We start from the raw sequence: 18,395 nt of genomic DNA, 5'->3' as shown, positions 1-18,395 counted from the left end.
ACCGGGGAACACCTGGTCACCTGGGTGGACGGTTCCACCGCCCACCCAGGTGACCAACTACCGCCCAGGAGTGGCCTCCGCGGGTGAGCGCGGTGCGGAACGATCAACCGCCTTCCACATGATCGACATCGCTTCTTCGGCCGGACGGTCGTGTGCGGCGCCTCGGTCAGATCCCCGCGCCGCACCTCCAGGTCCCGCCACGCCACACCGCCGGGTGATGGCGTGGAGATGAAGCGACGCCACCTCGCTGCCGTCGCCGTGAAGAAGGTCAGCCGGCTGCAGGTCGATGTGCGCGTCCTGCAGCCGGGGAGGACGGTCCCATCTCCTGACGACTTCGAGCGCGGTGCCGCGGATTTCGATGGGTAGCCGCCGCTGCGCGGCGCGTTCGCCTTCTCGGCGACCGTCACCTCGTACCCGTAACGGTTGAGCCGGAACGCGAGAACCGGAGCCGTGACGCTCGCCCCGGAGATCAGGACCTTGCGCCCGGGCGTGGTGAGCATGCCTGCTCGATCAGCGCGGGTCATTCCTTCAAAAGGGAACTCGGCGCTGTCTCTGCCTGCGGGGTTGCTCGTCAATCTGCCCACATGGGCAGATCTCCCGCAGCGCGAAAAAATAGCCTGGGGCCTGTGCGTCCAGAAAGGGGGAACAGTGCCGACCGAGATCAACGGACTGGCCTACTGCCCGGTCTGCGGGGGCGATTGGGACAACCTGCAGCGGGAAGGTTTCACCCCGGTGGAACTAGATGTGAGCTGCCACGTACCCATGTGCACGCAGTGCGTGCACAGGCTGCTCGCCAGCACACTGGAGCCAGTTCCTCTGGGCTTTGACGAGTTCGCGCAGGCGCTCGGACGACTGAACTCCGGCCCGGTCTGTATTCAGTGCAGGCAGCCGCTGGACCGCTCCAAGCTCAGTGATCAGGGCATCGACAAGGAGCTGCTCGCTTCCGTCTACGACGTCGATCGCTCTCGTGACTACTACCGGCTGCAGGACGGAACGTGGGCGGTGATACCACACAACCCGTTCTGCGGCCAGGTTGCGGGGGCGCCGCGTATCGACACCGCCCAGTTCATCCGGGATTTTCTTCAGCACAGGTACTTCGGTGCTCTCGGCAAGGCCTGCGCAGGCGTGCTGGCCGAGTACGACGAGTACTTGTCGGCCGTGCAGCAGGCCGTGCGGGACAACCCGAACCAGACACCGATGGCGGTGGAGCGGTGGAAAGCGGATCTGCGCGCCATTCTGTACGACCTGCATCACTATTTCGTCGCGTTCGAGGAGATCGCCAAAAGGTCAGCGGACATCACGGTGCCGGACGACGACAAGTACGTGAGCGACCTGCTTGGGCGGGCGCACTCGCTGTACCAGCCGGGCACGCGCGCGGAGCCCACCGAAGGTGAGCTGTCCCAGCAGGTGGCGACATTCCGCGTGCCTGCCTTGGACGGCTTCGAAGAGGCGATGGGCGAGAGGTCGGAGTGGCCGGGCCTCGTCGAGGACGTTGACCACGTGAACAACATCTTCGCCAATGTCGAGGCAGCTCTGCGTCGGATCGACGCGACGACGCCTCAGGATGTTGCTGTGAAAACAGCCGACGCCGTCACGCAGATGCTGCGGGAGCCACGCCGTGGCGTGGCTGATCGGTTGAAGGCATTGGCGGAGTGGGGACGAACGGCGGCCACGGTTGCGGCGAGTTATCAAGCCGCGGTTGGGCAGATCTGGACGATGCTGAGCTTCGACCAGTGAGCTGCCCGTACAGGGCCGGTGACGAGCCGGGTCATGATTTGCGTGTGGGGGGCGTGCGACCCGATGACCTGATAGCCGTCGTAGCGGAACCGAACACGTTGCCCAGCGTCACCGCTTGATCTCGCCGATCCCACGTCCTGGCCGGCGCGCTCACTGTGCCTTCGGGATCGCCATCACTTGGGCGGTGCGAACTGCTAGTTCGCGACGATGGTCTCTTCTGGCATCGAGGTCCCGTTGTTGGCGGGGCACCCCGAGACCGGGCGGTTCTCGACGAACAACGCTGTGGATGCGCAGCGATGTCTACATTGGACTTGTTGGAACACCCCTGACGGGCCACCACCGGCGGTGCCGCGTTCGAGTGCGTCACCCGGTCGGCCGAAGCGAGACCGTTTATGAGGCGGCGGTTGCGTGCTGACTCGCAGACGCTGGCAGCAGGCATTGCGAACAGGACATTGATGCGACATGAAGGTGACCGGCCGCAGAGCCGTCAACCAGTGCGCTCGCCGGAAGGTGTCATGCCCGGCCTGCTCTGTTCGTCCGACCAGGCCCGGCGAGACGTGAATGCACAACTACAAGGAGGGCCGCGGGCGTCAGGCTGTGCCCGTCATCCGGCATAACCGAGGTTGCCTTCCGCGGGCAACGAAAGCACTTTTCGGACGAGCTCGACGTTCGACTCCGAAACCCTCAGGCGACTTTGCAAGCTCTTCAGGTTCGCCACCAGCTGAGATCCGGTGTCACGCCACGTCGTGATCTTCCTCTCGACGACCCCGGACATGAGCTCCGTGGAACGTGCGAAGATCACCGCAACCTGCTGCCCTTCCACGATCAGGTCGCTGGGAGCAAACTGCTCGTCGTTCGGAGCGAGCTGCAACGCCAGCTGTGCGTCTTGCCAAGTCTGGGTCAGAATCTCCGTCACGGAGGAAGTGTCGAGGCCATGGTCGACTCGCTGCAAAACTGTCATCGTGTGTTCTAACGCCCGCTGCAAGTCCGTCAAGTGAATCTCACGTCCGGCCAAGGCCGCGTTGCTCATGTCCAACAGGCATCGCAACACGTCCCTGAACGAGGCTTCGATGTCCGGCAGGCTGGTGAGCACCTCCACGATTCTTCCTTCGAGTTGCTCCCGGAAAGTGATGGCTGCTTCCGTTCTGGGAAAGAGCCAGCCGAAATTTTCCAGTAATGACTCGTGTGCGTCGACGTATCTCTGCTCTGCTTCACCCTCGTTCGTCGGGTAGACCTCCTCGTACTCCGATTTCAGTCGGAGTGCTCGTGTCCTGGACTCGTCGGCGTCCCTGCCGGCCGCCAGAAACCTGATCTTGCTCTCCTCCAGTTCACCCTTCCTGGCCGCGATCATCCGAGGATCGCCAGAGCTCTCGGCACTTTCGCACGCTTGCCGCGCGGCCTGGAGCTCATCCCACTTTCCCGCATGCCGCGTCTGGAACATGCCGTACTCGTTCTTGGCTTCGATGAATTGAGATCTGAGGATGCTCGCTCGCTCGTTCTGATGTGCGTCGCGTGCGCACGCCGCCATCGTTGCGGTCGTCTTGATGACGACGTTCCACGCCTGGTCCATGTCGGCCAAGACACTGGCGAACTCGACTGTGTCGATGAAATTGTTTCTGGGGATCTCGCTGGGGAAGCATGATCGAAGTGATGGATGCGCGAGAGGTAGTGACGGGTTTCTGAGCTCGGCAAAAGCGTCTGGGTGTGGAACATGCATTCAAATTCTCCTCGCTGGGCTCTTTCGACGTTAGTGGATGCCCCGGTCTGCTGATTGCTCGATGGGGCAGTCTGTGGGGTTGAGTCGAGCTGGCCGGGTTGATCGCGTGGGCATCCGTGGAGGGAGGCCGACGGGGTCTCGGCGCGTTTCGATCGATCGGCGAGTTCCATGTCCAGTGACGAGGAACCGCCTATAGGACTTGATCTCGCCGGCTGGGCGCGAGTGCCGGTTGGCAGGCCCGCGTTCTTGTCTTCGAGGTCGCGTGCGGCGCTCCTGGGACGTTTGAGGTAGCGGCGGTCCGCCGCCGCTGGGTGGGTGGTGCTGAAGCGGCAGCGTTACCTCATCGTTGTTCGAGGTCCGCGTAATCCAGTGCTGTCTCGCTTGTGTAGGACACGAGGGATGGGGTGGGCGGGAACTGGTGTCGATGCGTGTCAGGCGCTCGACACGGCGCACCGCCGCCCTGCGCAGTGTTGTGGCGACGAGTGCGCGGAGCGGCGGATGGGTGGTCGCGCTGAAGGTGGTGAGCTCAGTGGAGCCGCACCTCGTTCAGGGTGGCCATGTAACTGTCAATGCCATTTCCGTAGTTGTGGTAAAGAGAGGTGAAGTCGATCTTGAAAATCGATCCGGTCGTGGGCGGGAAGGAGAGTGTGTAAGGCCCACTGGACGGCAGGGCCAGGTTGCTCGCAGAAGCGATCGGCTGCCACCCACCGCTCGAGGTTTGCACCGACAGCGTCAGCGCCCGTGGGAAACCAAAGCCGCGGGCGGTGTCGCTGCGGGGCCACAGCTCCAGCTGTGACTTCGTGCTCGAGAAGAACTCCAGGGTCAACGACTCCGTGCGGTCCGTGCTCCCGCCGTACGTCATCAGCCGTAGGAGCCGGAATCGTGAGAGACAAGCACATCTTGCACCTGGGACAGGCCAAGTCCGAATCCCTCTACGGAGGTGCTTGCTGTCACGGTGCGCGGAAGGCCAGTCCACGGGCGCAGGGCTACCAATGCGTTGTTCTGATGACCGAGCGCCTCGGTGTAGTTGTCTCTTTGTACCCCGTACTTGTCCACCCAATAGCGGTTGTCGATACTCAAGGACATGTTGCATTGGGAAGCCGTGATCTGGCCGGCGCCGTTGCCGTAGCCGAGCGAGGTTTGGACGGTGCTGCGCACATCGTCCCAGGACGACCTTTGGGGTTCCGGCAGTGACCCGCATTTGTCGAGTTCGCTCGAACGGCTGGCGAGTTCGTACCCGGCGGTGTCTGCGCGGTGCGCCATCTCCCAATTGCCCTGGTAGTCGAAGTAGTTCGCCTGGTGCACCTGGTGGGCAATGCCGAAAAGCCACGAGTGACAGTTCCGGTTGTTCGAATCGAGGGTGGAGACGGTCGCGGCGTGCGCCGCGGGAGCGACCAACAGGGACGCGACGAGCGCTGCGGTGGCGGACAGTGTCAGCGGGCCCGCTCTGAGTGCCGGCCTGTGCTTCTTGTGTCGAGACCATGAAGCCATGAGAACTCCTTGGGTGCATGACTGGTTACAGGTGGTGCAACGTTCAACTAGTGGCGCCTCCCTACGCTGTGTCAGTCGGTCGTCCGGATCAACTGATGCACGGTGGTTGCCCGAAAGTGCGGTCATGCTGGGCACCGTTATGTCGTTCAGCGGGAATTCCGCTTGATGATCGGGAAACTCGCGACAGAGGCATCGAGTGAGGCGGCGGCCGCGGGAGTGCTGGTGATCTCGATGTAGCTCGCTTCGATTTCCCGGACAGGCATCTTCTCGGCGACGGTGTGGCAGAAGCAGACGAGCGCGTCGGACGGTTCCGTGCCGGCGAGGGCCCGCACGGCCGTGTGCACGGCGGTTGCGGGTGGTGCTGACGATTCCCACATGTTCTTCGCGTCGTCGACGTCGTTCGAGGCACGCCGGTGCCCTGATCGAAGTCGCCGCCGGTCCTGTCGCCCGACGGGCCGAGCTGAGCGATGTCTACGGTGGACCAGCGCTTCTTCGGCAACACCACGCTGACGAAGCCGTGGCGACGAGCATCCGGACTTCATCCTGGCGGATGCCGGGACCACCGGCGACGGCGCGACCGGCGTCTCGGCCCAAGGAGATGACAGGTCTCGTTGGTGCGCGCGTGCGGCTGCCGTGGCTACATCGGACTGCCTTCCGCCGCCGTACTCACGAGGAACCGTCATGCCTCACGTGAATGCTGCACTGGGTGCTTCTCGCAGACCCAGAGCGATCTGCGCCTTCTCCACCTGCAGTTCGAGCCGGCCGAGCTCCCCTCGCACCACCGTCGCCCAGCTCTGCCAGCCAGTCAGTTCCGCCTGAAGCCGGGCGGCCTCGCCCAGCAGACCCAGCAACATCGCGCCCGATGCGCGGGCCTCGCCCGGGCTCCAGTTGTGCGATGTCATCTGTGCCTGTTCCCAGGCATCGCTCAGAGCTGTGTCGAGCGACGCGATTCGGGTGCTCAGCCGATGCCACGCACCGTCGCCGGCACCCGTGACACGATCGGTGAGCCAGCGACCGCCGAGCTCGATGCATGGTGTGGCGTTCACCAGAAGGCTGGTCCCCGTCACGGTGTGCTCGTCGGCTCGTGTCAAACCATCGCAAAGGTTGACCACCTCGAGCACTGCCCTGCGATGCTCGGGATCGCCGTGGCTGGCCAGCAGCTCCTCGACTGCGTTGATCACCCCGAGTGCGGTGGTGATCGCGACCGACGTCGCCGACATCAGTTGCGCGAAGCGTCCGGGCAGCAGGGTGGCCGCAGTCGGCGATGCGGTCAACGTGTCGTCGTGACCGAGCGCCTCGTTGTACGCCCGGGTGGTGAGCACGATGTGGTTCAGGAGCTCCGGCATCGGTCGTGGATCGGCGAACGCGGTCTGCGCGATCGAAAGGTCGATGCGCGGTGCGTGCAGCGTGGCGACCTGGAAGCCTGTCAGCGGGTACCAGCCACCTGCGGGCGTGCTGATGTAGAACCTGCGGCGATCGGTCGTGTAGGCGGTGGTGATCAGGCGCACGTCGACTCGGTCGTGCTCGAAGTCCGAGACCGCCAGTTCTTCCGAGCACACCGGGCACAGAACCGCGGGAGGCATCCGGCCGACGTTGTGAGCACGTGTACCGCGCATCCTGTCCGCGACCGGTGTGCAGGAGTGCACGAGCACGTCCTCCGCACAGTTCTGGCAGAACGTGCCGCCGCAGCTCCTCCCCCTCGCGGCGACCTCGTTGAAGGTTCCGAAGTTCTGCAGGCAGCGCCCACAGCGGGAGTCTGGAGTGGACACGGGGGAAGGCTAGGCCGTGGCCCGCGCCGAGTTCAGTGTCCGAGAGGGAAACCGCGAGGTCACTGTGAGCGCACGAGCGTGCTCAGACCTCGCGCGCGCCAGGCCGTCGTCACTCTGGTGGCCGCGAGACCGACGCGAACGCAGTGGTGTCGCCGAGGGCGGACGTGCTGACAGGCCCCGTACAGCGTTCGTTTCGTTCGAGCAGCTTTGCCCCGGCTGGCCGCCAGGCGTGGAACGACGACCGTGGAAGGGCCTGGTCCGGGAGAACGAGGAGAAAATTCATCCAAATTGATTCAGTGCCCGCAAGGCATTACTCCATTCGTGGTCCTGAGGGTATGGGTCGATGCGCACGGGACGAGCTTGATCGGTTTTGGGCGGGAGGCGCGGTGCCGCCGCCAGGCAGCGGACGCTCCAGTTCCGTGCCCGAGGAATGGACGCCTCGGTCGACTCTTGCGTCACCGGACCGCATCGTGCGCGTCGCGTCGGAAGATCATTTGTGTGACGTCCTCAGCAGGAGCCGGGCCTCGCCGATGACCGTGCTGGGCGGCGGATACTCGCGGCAACGACTTGTGCACGCGGGCACTGGGCTTCTGCTCGACGTCACCCGCATGTCAGGGCTGACGGAACTCGGTGCCGACACGGCGACGTTCCGTGCCGGCACCAGGCTGGAAGTCGTGCACGCGGTGTTGCGGTCGATCGGCAGGCGGATGGACTGCTCCCCGGGTGTCATCGCGATGCAGACTCTGGCGGGCGCGATCGGGACCGGCACACACGGCCAGGGAATGCGGCAGAGCACGCTGGGAGACGCGATCGAGTCGGTGCGGCTCGTTGACGTGGAGGGCGTACCGCACGTGGTCCGCAGGGGCGATCCGGAGTTCGGAGCGCTGCAGCTGCATCTCGGCGTCCTGGGTGTGATCACGGAGCTGGAGGTGCGCACTGTGCCGTGGACCGTCCACACGTGCGAAAAGATCGCTGTGGGAGAGGAGGACTTCCTCGGCGGCTTTCCGGAGTGGAGTGAGCGGTACGAGTTCTGCAAGGCCTGGTGGTTCCCGCAGCAACGCAATGGGCATGTGTGGCGCGTGAGAGAAGCGGCCCCGCACGAGCAGGAGCGCTTCCACCGCAGCGGTGATCAGTTGGTCGAGCTGACCCGCGAGAACCGGAGTCTCAACGAAACGGTGCTCGCCACCATGGACGTGATGGAACGCCACACCCGTACCACCGACCCGACACGTGACCAGTTCCGCACGGTCACCAGGTTCATGGATTTCCGTGACGTCACGGGCGATCTCTATGAGCTGCTGTGCAAGGGGATCCCCGTCGCCCAGGTCAACCTCGAGGTCGCGCTGCCGTTCGAACGCTTCCACCGGGCACAGGAGGCGCTGCGACGCTGGTTCGACCGCCGGCGACCGGAACTCCATTACCCGGTGATCGTGCGTGCGACGGGCGCTTCTGGAGCGTGGCTCAGCCCCGCACACGGCACACCGTCGTGCTACTACGGCTTCGTCGTCTACCGCGCCGTCGACGGTTCGTTACCCGGCGACGCCATGAGCGCGCTTCGGGAGGCGGAGGAGCTGCTGGCCGCCGAGGGCGGGAAACCTCACTGGGGCAAACACTTCACACCTGCACTCTACGACTTCCCGCGGCTTTTCGAGCGTTGGGACGACTTCCTCGCTGTGATGCGGAAGGCAGACCCGGACGGACGGCTCGGCAGCACCTTCACCCGTTCCCTGCTGGAGCAGGTATGAACACCCGATCGAAGACGAACCTCCGGCGACACGATCCGGACGCGGTCGCTTGCGCCGGCGGTTGCACCCCGTCGACGGCTTCGCAGAGTCACAGCGCCGTGCGGTACTGCCGGCCGCCGCACCTTTGTGCACAGCTGGTTGCTTGCAAAGCGATGTTGTTCGTGGTGGTAGCGCGCGTGCTGCAGATCCTCGGTGAGCAGCTCTCAGCGCCGCTGGTCCAGCCGTCTGCTGAACCAGATCGACTCCTCGGCCACGAACCGGTGCCGGGAGTAGAACCTGCGCGCGTTGTCGTTGTGGCGCTCGGTTTCGAGGATGACGCGGTCGACGCCCCTGGCGGCGCACCGCCCGCACAGCTCTTCGATCACGCGACTTCCGACACCGCGTCCGCGTTCCCGGACGTAGAGTTCGTCGAGCAACGCGTGTCTGCCGCCGGACTCGAGCGAATAGCCCCAGGTGACCACGGCGTAACCGGAGTCGAACAGCAACACCTCGCCGAACAGGTCGTCGGTGAGCAGCGGAAGAAGCGCGTTTTCCACCACGACGCGGTCGTAGTGGTGACCATCTACGGCGTAGAACTCCTGGATCAGCTCGTGGAGCAGCGGCAGATCGTCACGCGTGGCACGGCGGAGCACGGACATGGCACGACCGTAGATCGGGACCGCGGCCCTTGCCTTCCCTTTGGTGCAGTGCACGAGTTTCCCGAACGGGCAGAACCGGCCACTGTCCGCGGAGCCTGCCGGCGATCTCGCACGGCGTGGCCCCGCCGGTTTCGCGAAGCGGCCCGGTGACGGACATGAAGGTCTCGGTGGTCATCCCTGCGCGCGACGAGGCGACGCGCGTCGGCCGTGCCCTGCAAGCGCTTTGCGTGCAGCGGACGAGATACGAGTTCGACGTGATCGTGGTGGACAACGCGTCGGCCGATGCGACCGCCGAGGTTGCGCTTTCCTGGTCGGACGAACTGGACCTGCTGGTCGTGCACGAGCCCCGCGCAGGCCGGGGAAGTGCGCGACGGCGTGGCTTCGAGCTCACGACGTCCGAGATTGTGTTGTCCACGGATGCCGACACCGTGGTGCCGGACTGCTGGGTCGAGTCGATGGTGGACCAACTGCTGGCGCGTCCGTCCGCGGCGGCGGTCACGACGGCGAGCTACATCAACGACGGCACCCGAATCACCAACGTGACGATGAGGATCGGTATGGCGCTCGCGGTGCGCATCTACCGCGTCCTGTTCGGACACCACACGCTGCTTGGAGCGAGCTTCGCGGTGCGCCGTTCGTGCTACGAGGCCGCGGGTGGGTTCAGCGTGCGTCGTGACGCGGTGGAGGACGCCGAGCTGGCGATGCGGCTGTGCAGGTTCGGCGAGATCGTGCACCTGAGACAACCGAAAGTCGAGACCTCGAACAACGTTTTTCGCGAAGGCCTCGTGAAGGCCTACGTGCGATACACCCGGCAGATGGTGAGGGCGTTGGTCGACTCCCGTCACCGAAGCCGCGCGAGTGAGCCGACGTGATGTGACAACCGCCCTGGGGGTGTGCGGTGGGGGAGGCCCCTCAGATGACGCTGTGCGGCGCCTTCCTCATGTGTGCTCCGTCTTCAGGAGGTTGCGAGCTGCCGCACGCAGTCCGAGATCGTGGCCAGCTCGCGCCGCAGCGCCTGGCGCTGTTCCTGCGCAGCCGCGCACCGCGCGGCGACATCGAGCAGACCGGCCAGCAGGGCCTCGACCTCCAGGCCCTCCAGCTGCACAGCCACCGCGTCGGCCTCCTCCCGCACGACGTCGGCGCTCTTGTTCGCCAGGTCGGTGTTCAGCATGGTCCACAGCCGCTCGATGACGACGTTGGCTTGGCGGTAGTGCGCGACGAAGCCCGGTTCTCCGGGGCGGCCTGCCCCGGAGTGCATGTCGGGGAACGGCAGCTTCAGGTCCACCTGCTGCCAGAACCGCAGCGTTTCCCGCGCCGGAGCGTGGATCGCGTCGTCGGGGGAGCGGAGTGCGTCCAGCAGTCTCATCAGGTCGAGGTGAGCGGCGTGGCAGTCGGCGACCGATGAGGTCCCGTGCAGGGAGGCGAGTTCCAGGAACACGTCAGTGCCGCACTCGCGCCATTTCGCGAGCACGTCGGCGTACGCCTCGCTGAGGTACTGGCCGTACGTATCGTTGTGGCCTGCGCCAGATTCCGCGCCGCCGCTCACACGGTCGACCACGGCGTTGCGTACCTGGTTGTACACGCCGACCGCGTGCGTGAGTGCGGTGACGTGGTCGCCGAGCACCTCGGGGACGGCGTGCAGCGGGCCGAGGTCGCTGAGGATCACCGGAAACTCGGTGAGGCGCGTCGAGGGGATCATGGCATCTTCGTCCTTTGCCGGGGCAGACGGACAAGCGGTCACCACCAAGTGAAACCGCGACCGCGTTCTCACCGGTTGCCCGGAGGGGAAACCGTCCAGGCGGTGATCGTGGGCAGGACAGCCGCGGAGGCTGTGCCGTGGGGGCAGAGTTCACAGTCGCGCGCCAGGGACGGCGCGACGGCAGCGGCTGCTGTTGCCGTAATGCAACTGCGTCACGGGTGTCTGGATCTGCGTCAGGCGTGTGGCGTGTCGCGCGCCAAGACCACCGGACGGGAGAGGTGCGATGACAGCGGTGCGTCCGACTGAGGGCACTCGAAGCGGGGCGGGAGGCGGTCGTGCGGTACTCGCATTGCTCGCCACCCTGCTGTTGCTGGCCGGCAGCTTGGCGATGGGACCACTGACGAACGTCGCACAGGCGGCGGCAGATGGGGCGGCCATTGACCTCGAGACGACTGTCATCGGTCAGGACGCAGATGTTGCGACCGGGCCATACTTCGTGGTCGGGACACAGGTGACGTGGCACTACCAGGTCAGCAACACCGGCGGCACGCACCTGGTCGGCGTCGTGGTCACGGATTCCGGGACCGGCGCGGTCAGCTGTCCGCGGACGACGTTGGCTCCTGGCGCTTCCATGACCTGCACCGCTACGGATGAGGCGCGGGCAGGGCAGCACGTGAGCACGAGTTCGGCTGCCGGCACGCCTGCTGACGCGGATGGCGTGGCGCTGCCTGGTGGCGCTCCGGTCGCGGACTCTGACCTGACACACCACGTGGGAGTCCGTCCGGCGGTCGATGTCGAGAAGTTCACCAACGGCCAGGACGCGGACGAGGAACCGGGACCGCAGCTGGTGGTGCCCGGCATGGTCGTGTGGACCTATGTCGTGCGCAACACCGGTGACACGAACCTGGTGGGCCTTCAGGTGACCGATGACCGGGAGGGGACGATCACGTGTCCGCGTTCGTCGCTGTCCGCGGGCGAGCAGATGACGTGCACGCGGACCGGCACAACCCGCATGGGTTTCTACCGGAACACCGGTGCTGTGTCGGGTACGCCCGCCGATGCCGCCGGCGCCCCGCTGCCCGGCATCGCCGCCGTTGCGGACACCGATCTCTCCCACTACCGGGGTACGGACGCGGGACAGCCACCAGGGCTCCCGTCGATCGACCTGAACAAGCTCGTCAACGGCCAGGACGCCGACAAGGAGCCCGGACAGCTCGTGATGGTGGGCTCGTTGGTGACGTGGAGCTACGTCGTCACCAACACCGGCGCGACGAACCTGGTCGGCGTGGAGGTCAGCGATGACCGGGAAGGCGCGATCACCTGCCCGAAGCCGGTGCTGGCCAAGGGGGAGAGCATGACGTGCACGCACACGGCCACCGTGCGACCGGGGCAGTACCGCAACGTGGGCACGGTGACCGCGACCGCCGCCAACGACGCGGGCCTGCCCTATCCCGGCGTACCCCGGCTCACCGACTCGGACACCGCCCACCACTACGGGATCAACTCGGCGTCCGTGCGTCTGCAAAAGGCCACGAACGGCGTCGCCGCGGACACCGCGCCCGGACCGGAGATCGCCGAGGGCAGCCAGGTCACCTGGACCTATGAGGTCGTCAACACCGGCTTCACGAGGCTGGCCGGCATCGTCGTGACAGACGACAGGGAAGGCGTCGTGACGTGCCCGCGCAACGCCCTCGGTGTCAGCGAGTCGATGACCTGCACCCACACGGGCACGGCACGAAGTGGCCCGTACGCGAACACCGGTGTGGTCAGCGCGACTCCCGCAGATGAGAACGGTTCACCCATGCCCGGTCAGGCTCAGGTGACGAGCAGCGACGTGTCGCACTACACCGGCATCCAGAGCGCTGCTCCTTCCGTCGCCATCCAGAAGCTGGTCAACGGCGAGGACGCGGACGCGTCACCGGGCCCGGCCATCACGGCCGGCGGTCAGGTGACCTGGACGTACGTGGTGACCAACACGGGCACCACCCCGCTCACGGCGATAGCCGTGACCGACGACCGCGAGGGCGCGGTTCCCTGCCCACGCACGTCGTTGAACCAGGACGAGCGGATGACGTGCACCCTGACCGGAACGGTGCAGGCTGGTCCCTACCGGAACAGGGGAACAGTGACGGCGTCGCCGGCGTCGGCGGGCGGGGCTCCGCTGCCGGGCACAGCTCCTGTGTCCGATGTGGACGAGGCTCACCACTTCGGTGCTGTTGCCGGTGTCGACATCGAGAAGTCTGTGAACGGGGAGGACGCGGACGTCGCGTCGAGCGGCCCGCACGTGGCCGCAGGGGATCCGGTCACGTGGTCGTACTCGGTGCGGAACACCGGCAACACGACCCTGGCGGACATCGCGGTCGCGGATGACCGGGAGGGACAGGTTCGTTGCCCGCGGACGACTCTGGCCGCCGGGGAGTCGATGACCTGCGAGCTGACCAGCGTCGCCGCGGCCGGTCCTTACATGAACGTCGGTTCGGTCCAGGGAGTCGCGGCGGATGCCACCGGCGCGCCGCTTGCGGGAAACCTCGTCGTCACCGACACCGATTCCGCTCACCACTTCGGTGTCGCAGGATCGCTGGTGCTCGAGACGCTGGTGAATGCTCAGGACGCTGATGTGCCCACGGGTCCGTTCGTCCCTGCCGGATCGGCGGTGACGTGGACGTATGTGGTGACGAACAACGGCAACGTCGACGTGGCCGAACTCGTGGTGTCCGACGACCAGGCGGGAGTGATCGACTGTCCCGCGACCGCTCTCGCGGCGGGCAGGTCCATGACGTGCTCGCGAACCGCGACCGCGCGACCTGGCCAGCACGTCAACATCGGTTCCGTGGTCGCCACTCCGGTCGATGGGACTGGAACGCCGTTGCGGGGCATACCCGACGTGTCCGGCTCCGACCCCGCGCATCACCGGGGCGCCTCGCCTGGGATCGACATCGAGAAAGCGGTGAACGGGGAGGACGCGGACACCGGCTCGGGCCCACCGGTGCCGGCGGGCTCGGTGGTCACGTGGACGTACGTGGTGACGAACACCGGCAACACCCCGTTGTCCGGCGTCGAGGTGACCGACGAGCCGGAGGGCGTGATCACCTGCCCGCGGACCTCGCTGGCCGAGACGGAATCCATGACCTGCACCCTGACCGGCACGGTGGAGGTGGGACCGTACGCGAACATCGGGAAGGTCGTGGGCCTGCCGACGGATCTGGCAGGTGAGCCGGTGCCCGGTGCTCCGCCGGTCACGGATGCCGATGCGGCACATCACTTCGGCACGGCGACCGCAGCCGCCGCCGTGGACATCGAGAAGTCGACGAACGGGCACGACGCCGACATCGCACCAGGCCCGAGCATCACCACGGGTTCGACGGTGACGTGGACCTATGTCATCACGAACACCGGCGGCGTGGACCTGACGGACATCGCCGTCGTCGACGACCGTGAGGGTGTGATCGTCTGTCCCGGACGCGCGCTGTCCACAGGGGAGGCGATGACGTGCACCGCGACCGGTACGGCGCGGGCCGGGCAGTACGTGAACACGGGGTCGGTCACCGCACGGCGCGCTGTCGAGGTTGTCGCGGCCGCCGCGGTCGGTGCGGCCGATGTTGTCAGCGACTCCGACCTGTCCCACTACCGCGGGGAAAGTGTCACACCGCAGGAGCCTGCGCCCGGGGAGAGTGCCGGACCGCAGCCACCCGCGCCCGGCGAGAGCGCCACACCGCAGCCACCTACGCCGGCGGCAACCGCCCTGCGGCCTGCCACAGCCACCCCGTCCACGCTCTCCTTCGCGGACGGGATCGGGTCGCTGGCCAGAACGGGAACGTCGTTCTCCTTGCTGCGTCTGGGGGTCGCGGGTCTCGGTCTGCTGCTGATCGGTGTCTGCGCGGTCGCGATCGTGGGATCGCGCCGTCGGCGTTGATCGACGGTGCGCACCGGCACACCCTCGCCTCGCGCGAGGGTGTGCCGGTTTGTCGTCTCCAGCCCATGCGATTCGAATTTTCTCTTTGGTTCTCGGCGAATCGGCGTAACGGATGCGCAGCCCGCTTGTGTAGAGGGTAGGTGCCGAGGGGTACCGCGACGAAAGGGAAGACATGACGAAGATCCACGCACGCGTTCTCGCCATCACCGCCGGCGCGATGTTCGCGCTCGGCCTGGGCTCGGTTCTCGGAACGTCCTCGGCCCTCGCCTCGCCCGAGGAGAGCTTCGGGGACGACTACGGCTACTACTCCAAGTACGAAGCGCCCTCGAGTCACGAGGTGTACGCCTCAGACGAGGACTTCCTTCGAGAGCCCGAGAACAACGACCACAAGCCCGAGTACAAGCCCGAGTACGCGACGGCGGCGAGCCCTGCTACCAAGGCAGAGCACGAGAGCGCACGGCCGGACGAGCACGTTGCCGAGGTTCGCCAGGAGCCGGCGAAGTCGCGTCCGCAGGGCGGTTGCCTCCACGGGTTGGTCGCCACGTCCTTCGCGGACCCTGACTCGCTGGACGGGGACGGGTCCGGCGAGATCAAGACGATCTGCATCCCGATGTACCGCTTCTAGCACGTGGGCCGATCCGGTGGCCGACGCTCAGGTGACAAGGCTGCAAGGGCAAGCATTGCAGGTGCAGGCTGAAGCCTGCGGCCACCTCGCCGGGCAGCGCGGCGCAAGCCGAGGCGTGTCGCAGGTTCGATTTGGTTACCACTACGGGCACCACGACCGCGCTGAGTCGACGACCGTCCACACGCGACTCGCTGGGCCCATCGATCGAGCCGTGATCTCCCGGGAGGAGGGAGAGTGAGCACGTCGGAGTCGTTCGCTGGTGGGGCAGAACGGCTCCGACGTGCTCCGACGTGCTCCGGCGGACGTGAGTGGTCGGTCGATGAACCGTTCACCGTGTGGCCGCAGCGCTCGGTGCCTCGTCCCGTGCGTGGGGATTCGAGTGCATGATCGGGGCGCGGTACTTCCCGGCCACAGCCTCGTCGAACCCCACCATCGGAATCGGGCGTAGTTGTGCGCGCTGGCGGCGACGCATCCACTTCCTCTCCGTGCAGTCCCTTGCACGCCTTGCGGCGTAGCTCGCGAATGCGCAGCGACACGGCCTCCTCGGCAGTGAGGATCTCGGCCCGCTCACCGTCGGCCACCGAGGTGAACCACTGCCATTCCGGCCACATGGCGCGCCGGTAGGCCAGGACGATGGCCACCGCGACCACGACCACCTTCAGCACTACCTGTGCGGCGGCCGCGGCATCGGAACCCGGGGCGCCGGCCTTCCACAGGAAATGCAAGCCCCACGCCGGCGCGCACGACGACACCGCCACGGCCAGGCGTCGGCTGATGGATCTGTCGGGACGGGTCAGCGCGTAGCCCACGCCGAGGCCGCAGAGCGCGCTGTACATCCGTGTGACGTCCCGGCCACGAGCGTGCGGAAGCCAGGGTCACAACGCCGGCGTCGTCGGCGTCCACGCTGTGGAGCTGCCCGGTGAAGGCTCCCAGCACGAATCCCTGCATCGGCCGGTGGATGAACGGTCATCCACTGTGGATGATGAAGACGACTCTCAAGGGCTTGATCCATTCCTTGGGGACGCACCGGCGACCGGAGGTGTCCATGTTTCGCCTAACGGCGCGCCGAACGAGTCCGCGAGCAGCTCGGCGATGTGTCCGTTGGCGAATCCGGCGATCCCGGCGGCGACGAAGGCATCCCCAGAGGAGGCTCGCGGCCAGTAGAGGTGTGGAAGTGGCATGGAGCAGGACGATCCTGAGCACAACGAAGACGATCACCAGCCCGAGCAGAAACTGTGGCGAGTACGACCGACACGGTCACGCCCGGCATGGTGAGTACCGGCTCGGTGACCTCGTCGATGATCAGGGCGAAGCAGAAGGCGGTCAACGCCGGGTACAACCAGAAGTCCCACAGCTTCGGCTGCCAGATGTGCCTCGCCGACCCAGAAGTGGTGCTCAGGGCGCCTCCTCGATCGACTCGACCTCCGGGTGATGTCGATGGCGTGGTCGTCGGAGGGCGGCGTGTGCAACCAGAGCGGACTCAGGACCGCCTTGTCCCTCGAGAGCACGACGACCTCACCGAGCCGGCCTTCCGGCACCGCGACGCCAGGCAGCGTCGTGAACTCCTTGCGGGTGCGGCACTCTGTACGCGTGGCGACCTCGATGTCATCGCGGTCGAAAGATCGGCCTGTGCGCTCGAAGTGCTTGCGCGGCCCGTCTGTTGCGCCTTCTTCGCCTCGATGAGAAAGGTCGGGCTGCCGCGTTGCTCGAACTTTGTTGGTCTGCGCCGATCGCGCCGGCCTTGTGAACCTGCTCCTCGCGGCGGTACCCGCGAGCACTGGCAGATGCAGCGGGCATCATGGAAGCGACGCGTGCGGCCGTTGCCGAGGGCACACGTCGCAACGGGCGACTCCTCGCGTGCCGCCAGCGAGCTGCTAGAGCCTGCATCGAGCTAGAGGTACCGGTTCTCGTCGCCGCGTTGGACGTACTGGGAGAACAGACGCAGTGGTTCAGTCTCGCCATGCGGGTCGCGTCATCCAGCGAGACGTTGGCACACCACTGGAGGAGCTCGCAGAACCGGCTCGGCCGCTGGTGGCTGGAGGAGGCGAGGACGTTGCGGGAGAGGTGCTGACCGGAGCTCAACCGGCTGGAGGCCGGTGACCTGATCGCGATTGTTGAGGAAGTCAGGCACAGGTGCGGATGATCCGCGAGGAGAGTGGGTACGCGCTCGGTCAGATCGCCACGATTCGCCAGGACCAGGAACTGTCGACGTTGAGCCGGATCTGACCGCGGTCGTGACGCGGGTCACTCTGCCGCCAGTTGGCGATCCATGGTGGAACCGGACCCTCCCGCTGGCCGTACCGGCGCACGGGAGGGTCCGAGGCGCGCAGTCAGCAGGGCTGACGGTTGACAGCGAGCGAGCGCTGGCCGAAAACACCGCCGCAGTACCCGCCCGTCTCCGGTGATGTCTTGCCCGCGGTGTCCAGTGTCACCTCGGTGAACTGTGCCCGGTGAACGAGTTGGTCTCCTTCGGGCACCGGGCTTAGCTCCGTGATGTCGATCTGCACGGACCGGACGTTCAGCGCGGCGAACTCCACGACGAACGGCGTCCCGCCGGCCGGCGGCGCGAGATCACGGACGTCGGCGACGGTGGTCCAGCCGCCCCCGTCCGTGAGGACCTTGACCGTGAAGTCGCGGGGGAATCCCGCGCTGATCACACCTGCGGGAGCGTCCTGCCGAGGATACAAGCGTAGCCGGTCGGCGGTGCGCGGTGTCCACCAGGAGAGGCTGAGCGATTCGCTCGCGGTGGCCTGGTCGTGTCCGGCGCTGCTCCACCCCATGCTTTCCGGTCCGGAGCCGGTCTGCCCGTCGACGAGGTGCCGTGCGCTCCAGCCCCAGTTCTCGATCGAACTGGACATGGTGATCACGGGTGCGGACGCGGGCTCCGCCACGGCCGGGACCGTCATGAGCGCGGCGCCTCCAATAGCGCTGATCATGACCGCCGCGGTGGTCAGCACACGAGTCGACATGGCCTTTGCGATGATTGTCACGGTTGTCTCCCGTTGGTCGGTGTCAGCACGGAACACACCGCTCGGAGGGTTTTCTTACGCGGATGGGACAA

The 18,395-nt window shown here is 66.3% G+C and carries 14 protein-coding genes and 1 pseudogene; 6 read left to right on the top strand and 9 right to left on the bottom strand.

Annotation, left to right across the window (positions count from 1 at the left end):
* Positions 1–450: 450 nt before the first annotated feature.
* Positions 451–1,737, top strand: a complete 1,287-nt coding sequence (locus ACRSBM_RS27085) for a hypothetical protein (RefSeq protein WP_434447321.1) — start codon at positions 451–453, stop codon at positions 1,735–1,737.
* Positions 1,738–2,341: 604 nt separating this feature from the next.
* Here ACRSBM_RS27085 and ACRSBM_RS27080 read toward each other — a convergent pair.
* The 5 genes from ACRSBM_RS27080 to ACRSBM_RS27060 all read right to left on the bottom strand — a co-directional run bounded on the left by ACRSBM_RS27080 (position 2,342) and on the right by ACRSBM_RS27060 (position 6,528).
* Positions 2,342–3,454, bottom strand: coding sequence for a hypothetical protein (locus tag ACRSBM_RS27080; protein WP_434447319.1), 1,113 nt, complete (start codon positions 3,452–3,454; stop codon positions 2,342–2,344).
* Between the two features lie 526 nt (positions 3,455–3,980).
* Positions 3,981–4,280 carry a hypothetical protein gene (locus ACRSBM_RS27075; protein ID WP_434447317.1) on the bottom strand — a complete coding sequence of 100 codons (300 nt, stop codon included), beginning with the start codon at positions 4,278–4,280 and terminating at the stop codon, positions 3,981–3,983.
* Between the two features lie 35 nt (positions 4,281–4,315).
* Positions 4,316–4,945, bottom strand: coding sequence for a hypothetical protein (locus tag ACRSBM_RS27070; protein ID WP_434447315.1), 630 nt, complete (start codon positions 4,943–4,945; stop codon positions 4,316–4,318).
* Between the two features lie 146 nt (positions 4,946–5,091).
* On the bottom strand, positions 5,092–5,277 hold the full coding sequence (locus tag ACRSBM_RS27065; protein WP_434447313.1) for a hypothetical protein: 186 nt from the start codon (positions 5,275–5,277) through the stop codon (positions 5,092–5,094).
* Positions 5,278–5,631: 354 nt separating this feature from the next.
* Complete coding sequence (locus tag ACRSBM_RS27060) at positions 5,632–6,528, bottom strand: hypothetical protein (RefSeq protein ID WP_434447311.1); 897 nt, start codon at positions 6,526–6,528, stop codon at positions 5,632–5,634.
* Between the two features lie 350 nt (positions 6,529–6,878).
* On the opposite strand from ACRSBM_RS27060, the gene ACRSBM_RS27055 reads away from it, so the two are divergent.
* Positions 6,879–8,459, top strand: coding sequence for a D-arabinono-1,4-lactone oxidase (locus ACRSBM_RS27055; RefSeq protein WP_434447309.1), 1,581 nt, complete (start codon positions 6,879–6,881; stop codon positions 8,457–8,459).
* A 203-nt stretch (positions 8,460–8,662) separates the two neighbouring features.
* On the opposite strand, the gene ACRSBM_RS27050 is transcribed toward ACRSBM_RS27055, so the two are convergent.
* The gene (locus tag ACRSBM_RS27050; RefSeq protein WP_434447307.1) at positions 8,663–9,097 is read right to left on the bottom strand and encodes a GNAT family N-acetyltransferase; all 435 of its coding nucleotides are present in this window, start codon (positions 9,095–9,097) and stop codon (positions 8,663–8,665) included.
* A gap of 155 nt (positions 9,098–9,252) precedes the next feature.
* Here ACRSBM_RS27050 and ACRSBM_RS27045 point away from each other — a divergent pair, with 155 nt between their 5' ends.
* A complete protein-coding gene (locus ACRSBM_RS27045; protein WP_434447304.1) occupies positions 9,253–9,969 on the top strand; it encodes a glycosyltransferase in 717 nt (238 codons plus the stop codon).
* 83 nt (positions 9,970–10,052) lie between these two features.
* On the opposite strand, the gene ACRSBM_RS27040 is transcribed toward ACRSBM_RS27045, so the two are convergent.
* A complete protein-coding gene (locus tag ACRSBM_RS27040; protein ID WP_434447302.1) occupies positions 10,053–10,796 on the bottom strand; it encodes a hypothetical protein in 744 nt (247 codons plus the stop codon).
* Between the two features lie 283 nt (positions 10,797–11,079).
* Between ACRSBM_RS27040 and ACRSBM_RS27035 the strand changes: the two are divergent.
* The 3 genes and pseudogenes from ACRSBM_RS27035 to ACRSBM_RS27025 form a co-directional block, all read left to right on the top strand.
* Positions 11,080–11,433 (top strand): annotated as a pseudogene (locus ACRSBM_RS27035) (DUF7507 domain-containing protein); the annotation flags it as partial.
* Between the two features lie 36 nt (positions 11,434–11,469).
* The gene (locus ACRSBM_RS27030) at positions 11,470–14,709 is read left to right on the top strand and encodes a DUF7507 domain-containing protein (protein WP_434453228.1); all 3,240 of its coding nucleotides are present in this window, start codon (positions 11,470–11,472) and stop codon (positions 14,707–14,709) included.
* Positions 14,710–14,881: 172 nt separating this feature from the next.
* Positions 14,882–15,334 carry a hypothetical protein gene (locus ACRSBM_RS27025; RefSeq protein ID WP_434447301.1) on the top strand — a complete coding sequence of 151 codons (453 nt, stop codon included), beginning with the start codon at positions 14,882–14,884 and terminating at the stop codon, positions 15,332–15,334.
* Here ACRSBM_RS27025 and ACRSBM_RS27020 read toward each other — a convergent pair.
* Complete coding sequence (locus ACRSBM_RS27020; RefSeq protein ID WP_434447299.1) at positions 15,331–16,170, bottom strand: PrsW family glutamic-type intramembrane protease; 840 nt, start codon at positions 16,168–16,170, stop codon at positions 15,331–15,333. The genes ACRSBM_RS27025 and ACRSBM_RS27020 overlap by 4 nt on opposite strands.
* 1,494 nt (positions 16,171–17,664) lie before the next feature.
* On the bottom strand, positions 17,665–18,324 hold the full coding sequence (locus ACRSBM_RS27015; RefSeq protein ID WP_434447297.1) for a discoidin domain-containing protein: 660 nt from the start codon (positions 18,322–18,324) through the stop codon (positions 17,665–17,667).
* Positions 18,325–18,395: the final 71 nt, after the last annotated feature.

This window comes from Lentzea xerophila (assembly GCF_051094245.1).
Classification (GTDB): Bacteria; Actinomycetota; Actinomycetes; order Mycobacteriales; family Pseudonocardiaceae; genus Lentzea; species Lentzea xerophila.
Note: the sequence above shows the minus strand (reverse complement) of the source record. Positions and strands in the feature narration are given on the sequence as shown.

Bases quoted from the DNA above. Each gene is read 5' to 3' on its own strand.
- ACRSBM_RS27080 (WP_434447319.1), bottom strand. From the start codon at position 3,454: ATGCATGTTCCACACCCAGACGCTTTTGCCGAGCTCAGAAACCCGTCA.
- ACRSBM_RS27070 (WP_434447315.1), bottom strand. From the start codon at position 4,945: ATGGCTTCATGGTCTCGACACAAGAAGCACAGGCCGGCACTCAGAGCG.
- ACRSBM_RS27060 (WP_434447311.1), bottom strand. From the start codon at position 6,528: ATGCCTCCCGCGGTTCTGTGCCCGGTGTGCTCGGAAGAACTGGCGGTC.
- ACRSBM_RS27050 (WP_434447307.1), bottom strand. From the start codon at position 9,097: ATGTCCGTGCTCCGCCGTGCCACGCGTGACGATCTGCCGCTGCTCCAC.
- ACRSBM_RS27045 (WP_434447304.1), top strand. From the start codon at position 9,253: ATGAAGGTCTCGGTGGTCATCCCTGCGCGCGACGAGGCGACGCGCGTC.
- ACRSBM_RS27040 (WP_434447302.1), bottom strand. From the start codon at position 10,796: ATGATCCCCTCGACGCGCCTCACCGAGTTTCCGGTGATCCTCAGCGAC.
- ACRSBM_RS27025 (WP_434447301.1), top strand. From the start codon at position 14,882: ATGACGAAGATCCACGCACGCGTTCTCGCCATCACCGCCGGCGCGATG.
- ACRSBM_RS27020 (WP_434447299.1), bottom strand. From the start codon at position 16,170: ATGTACAGCGCGCTCTGCGGCCTCGGCGTGGGCTACGCGCTGACCCGT.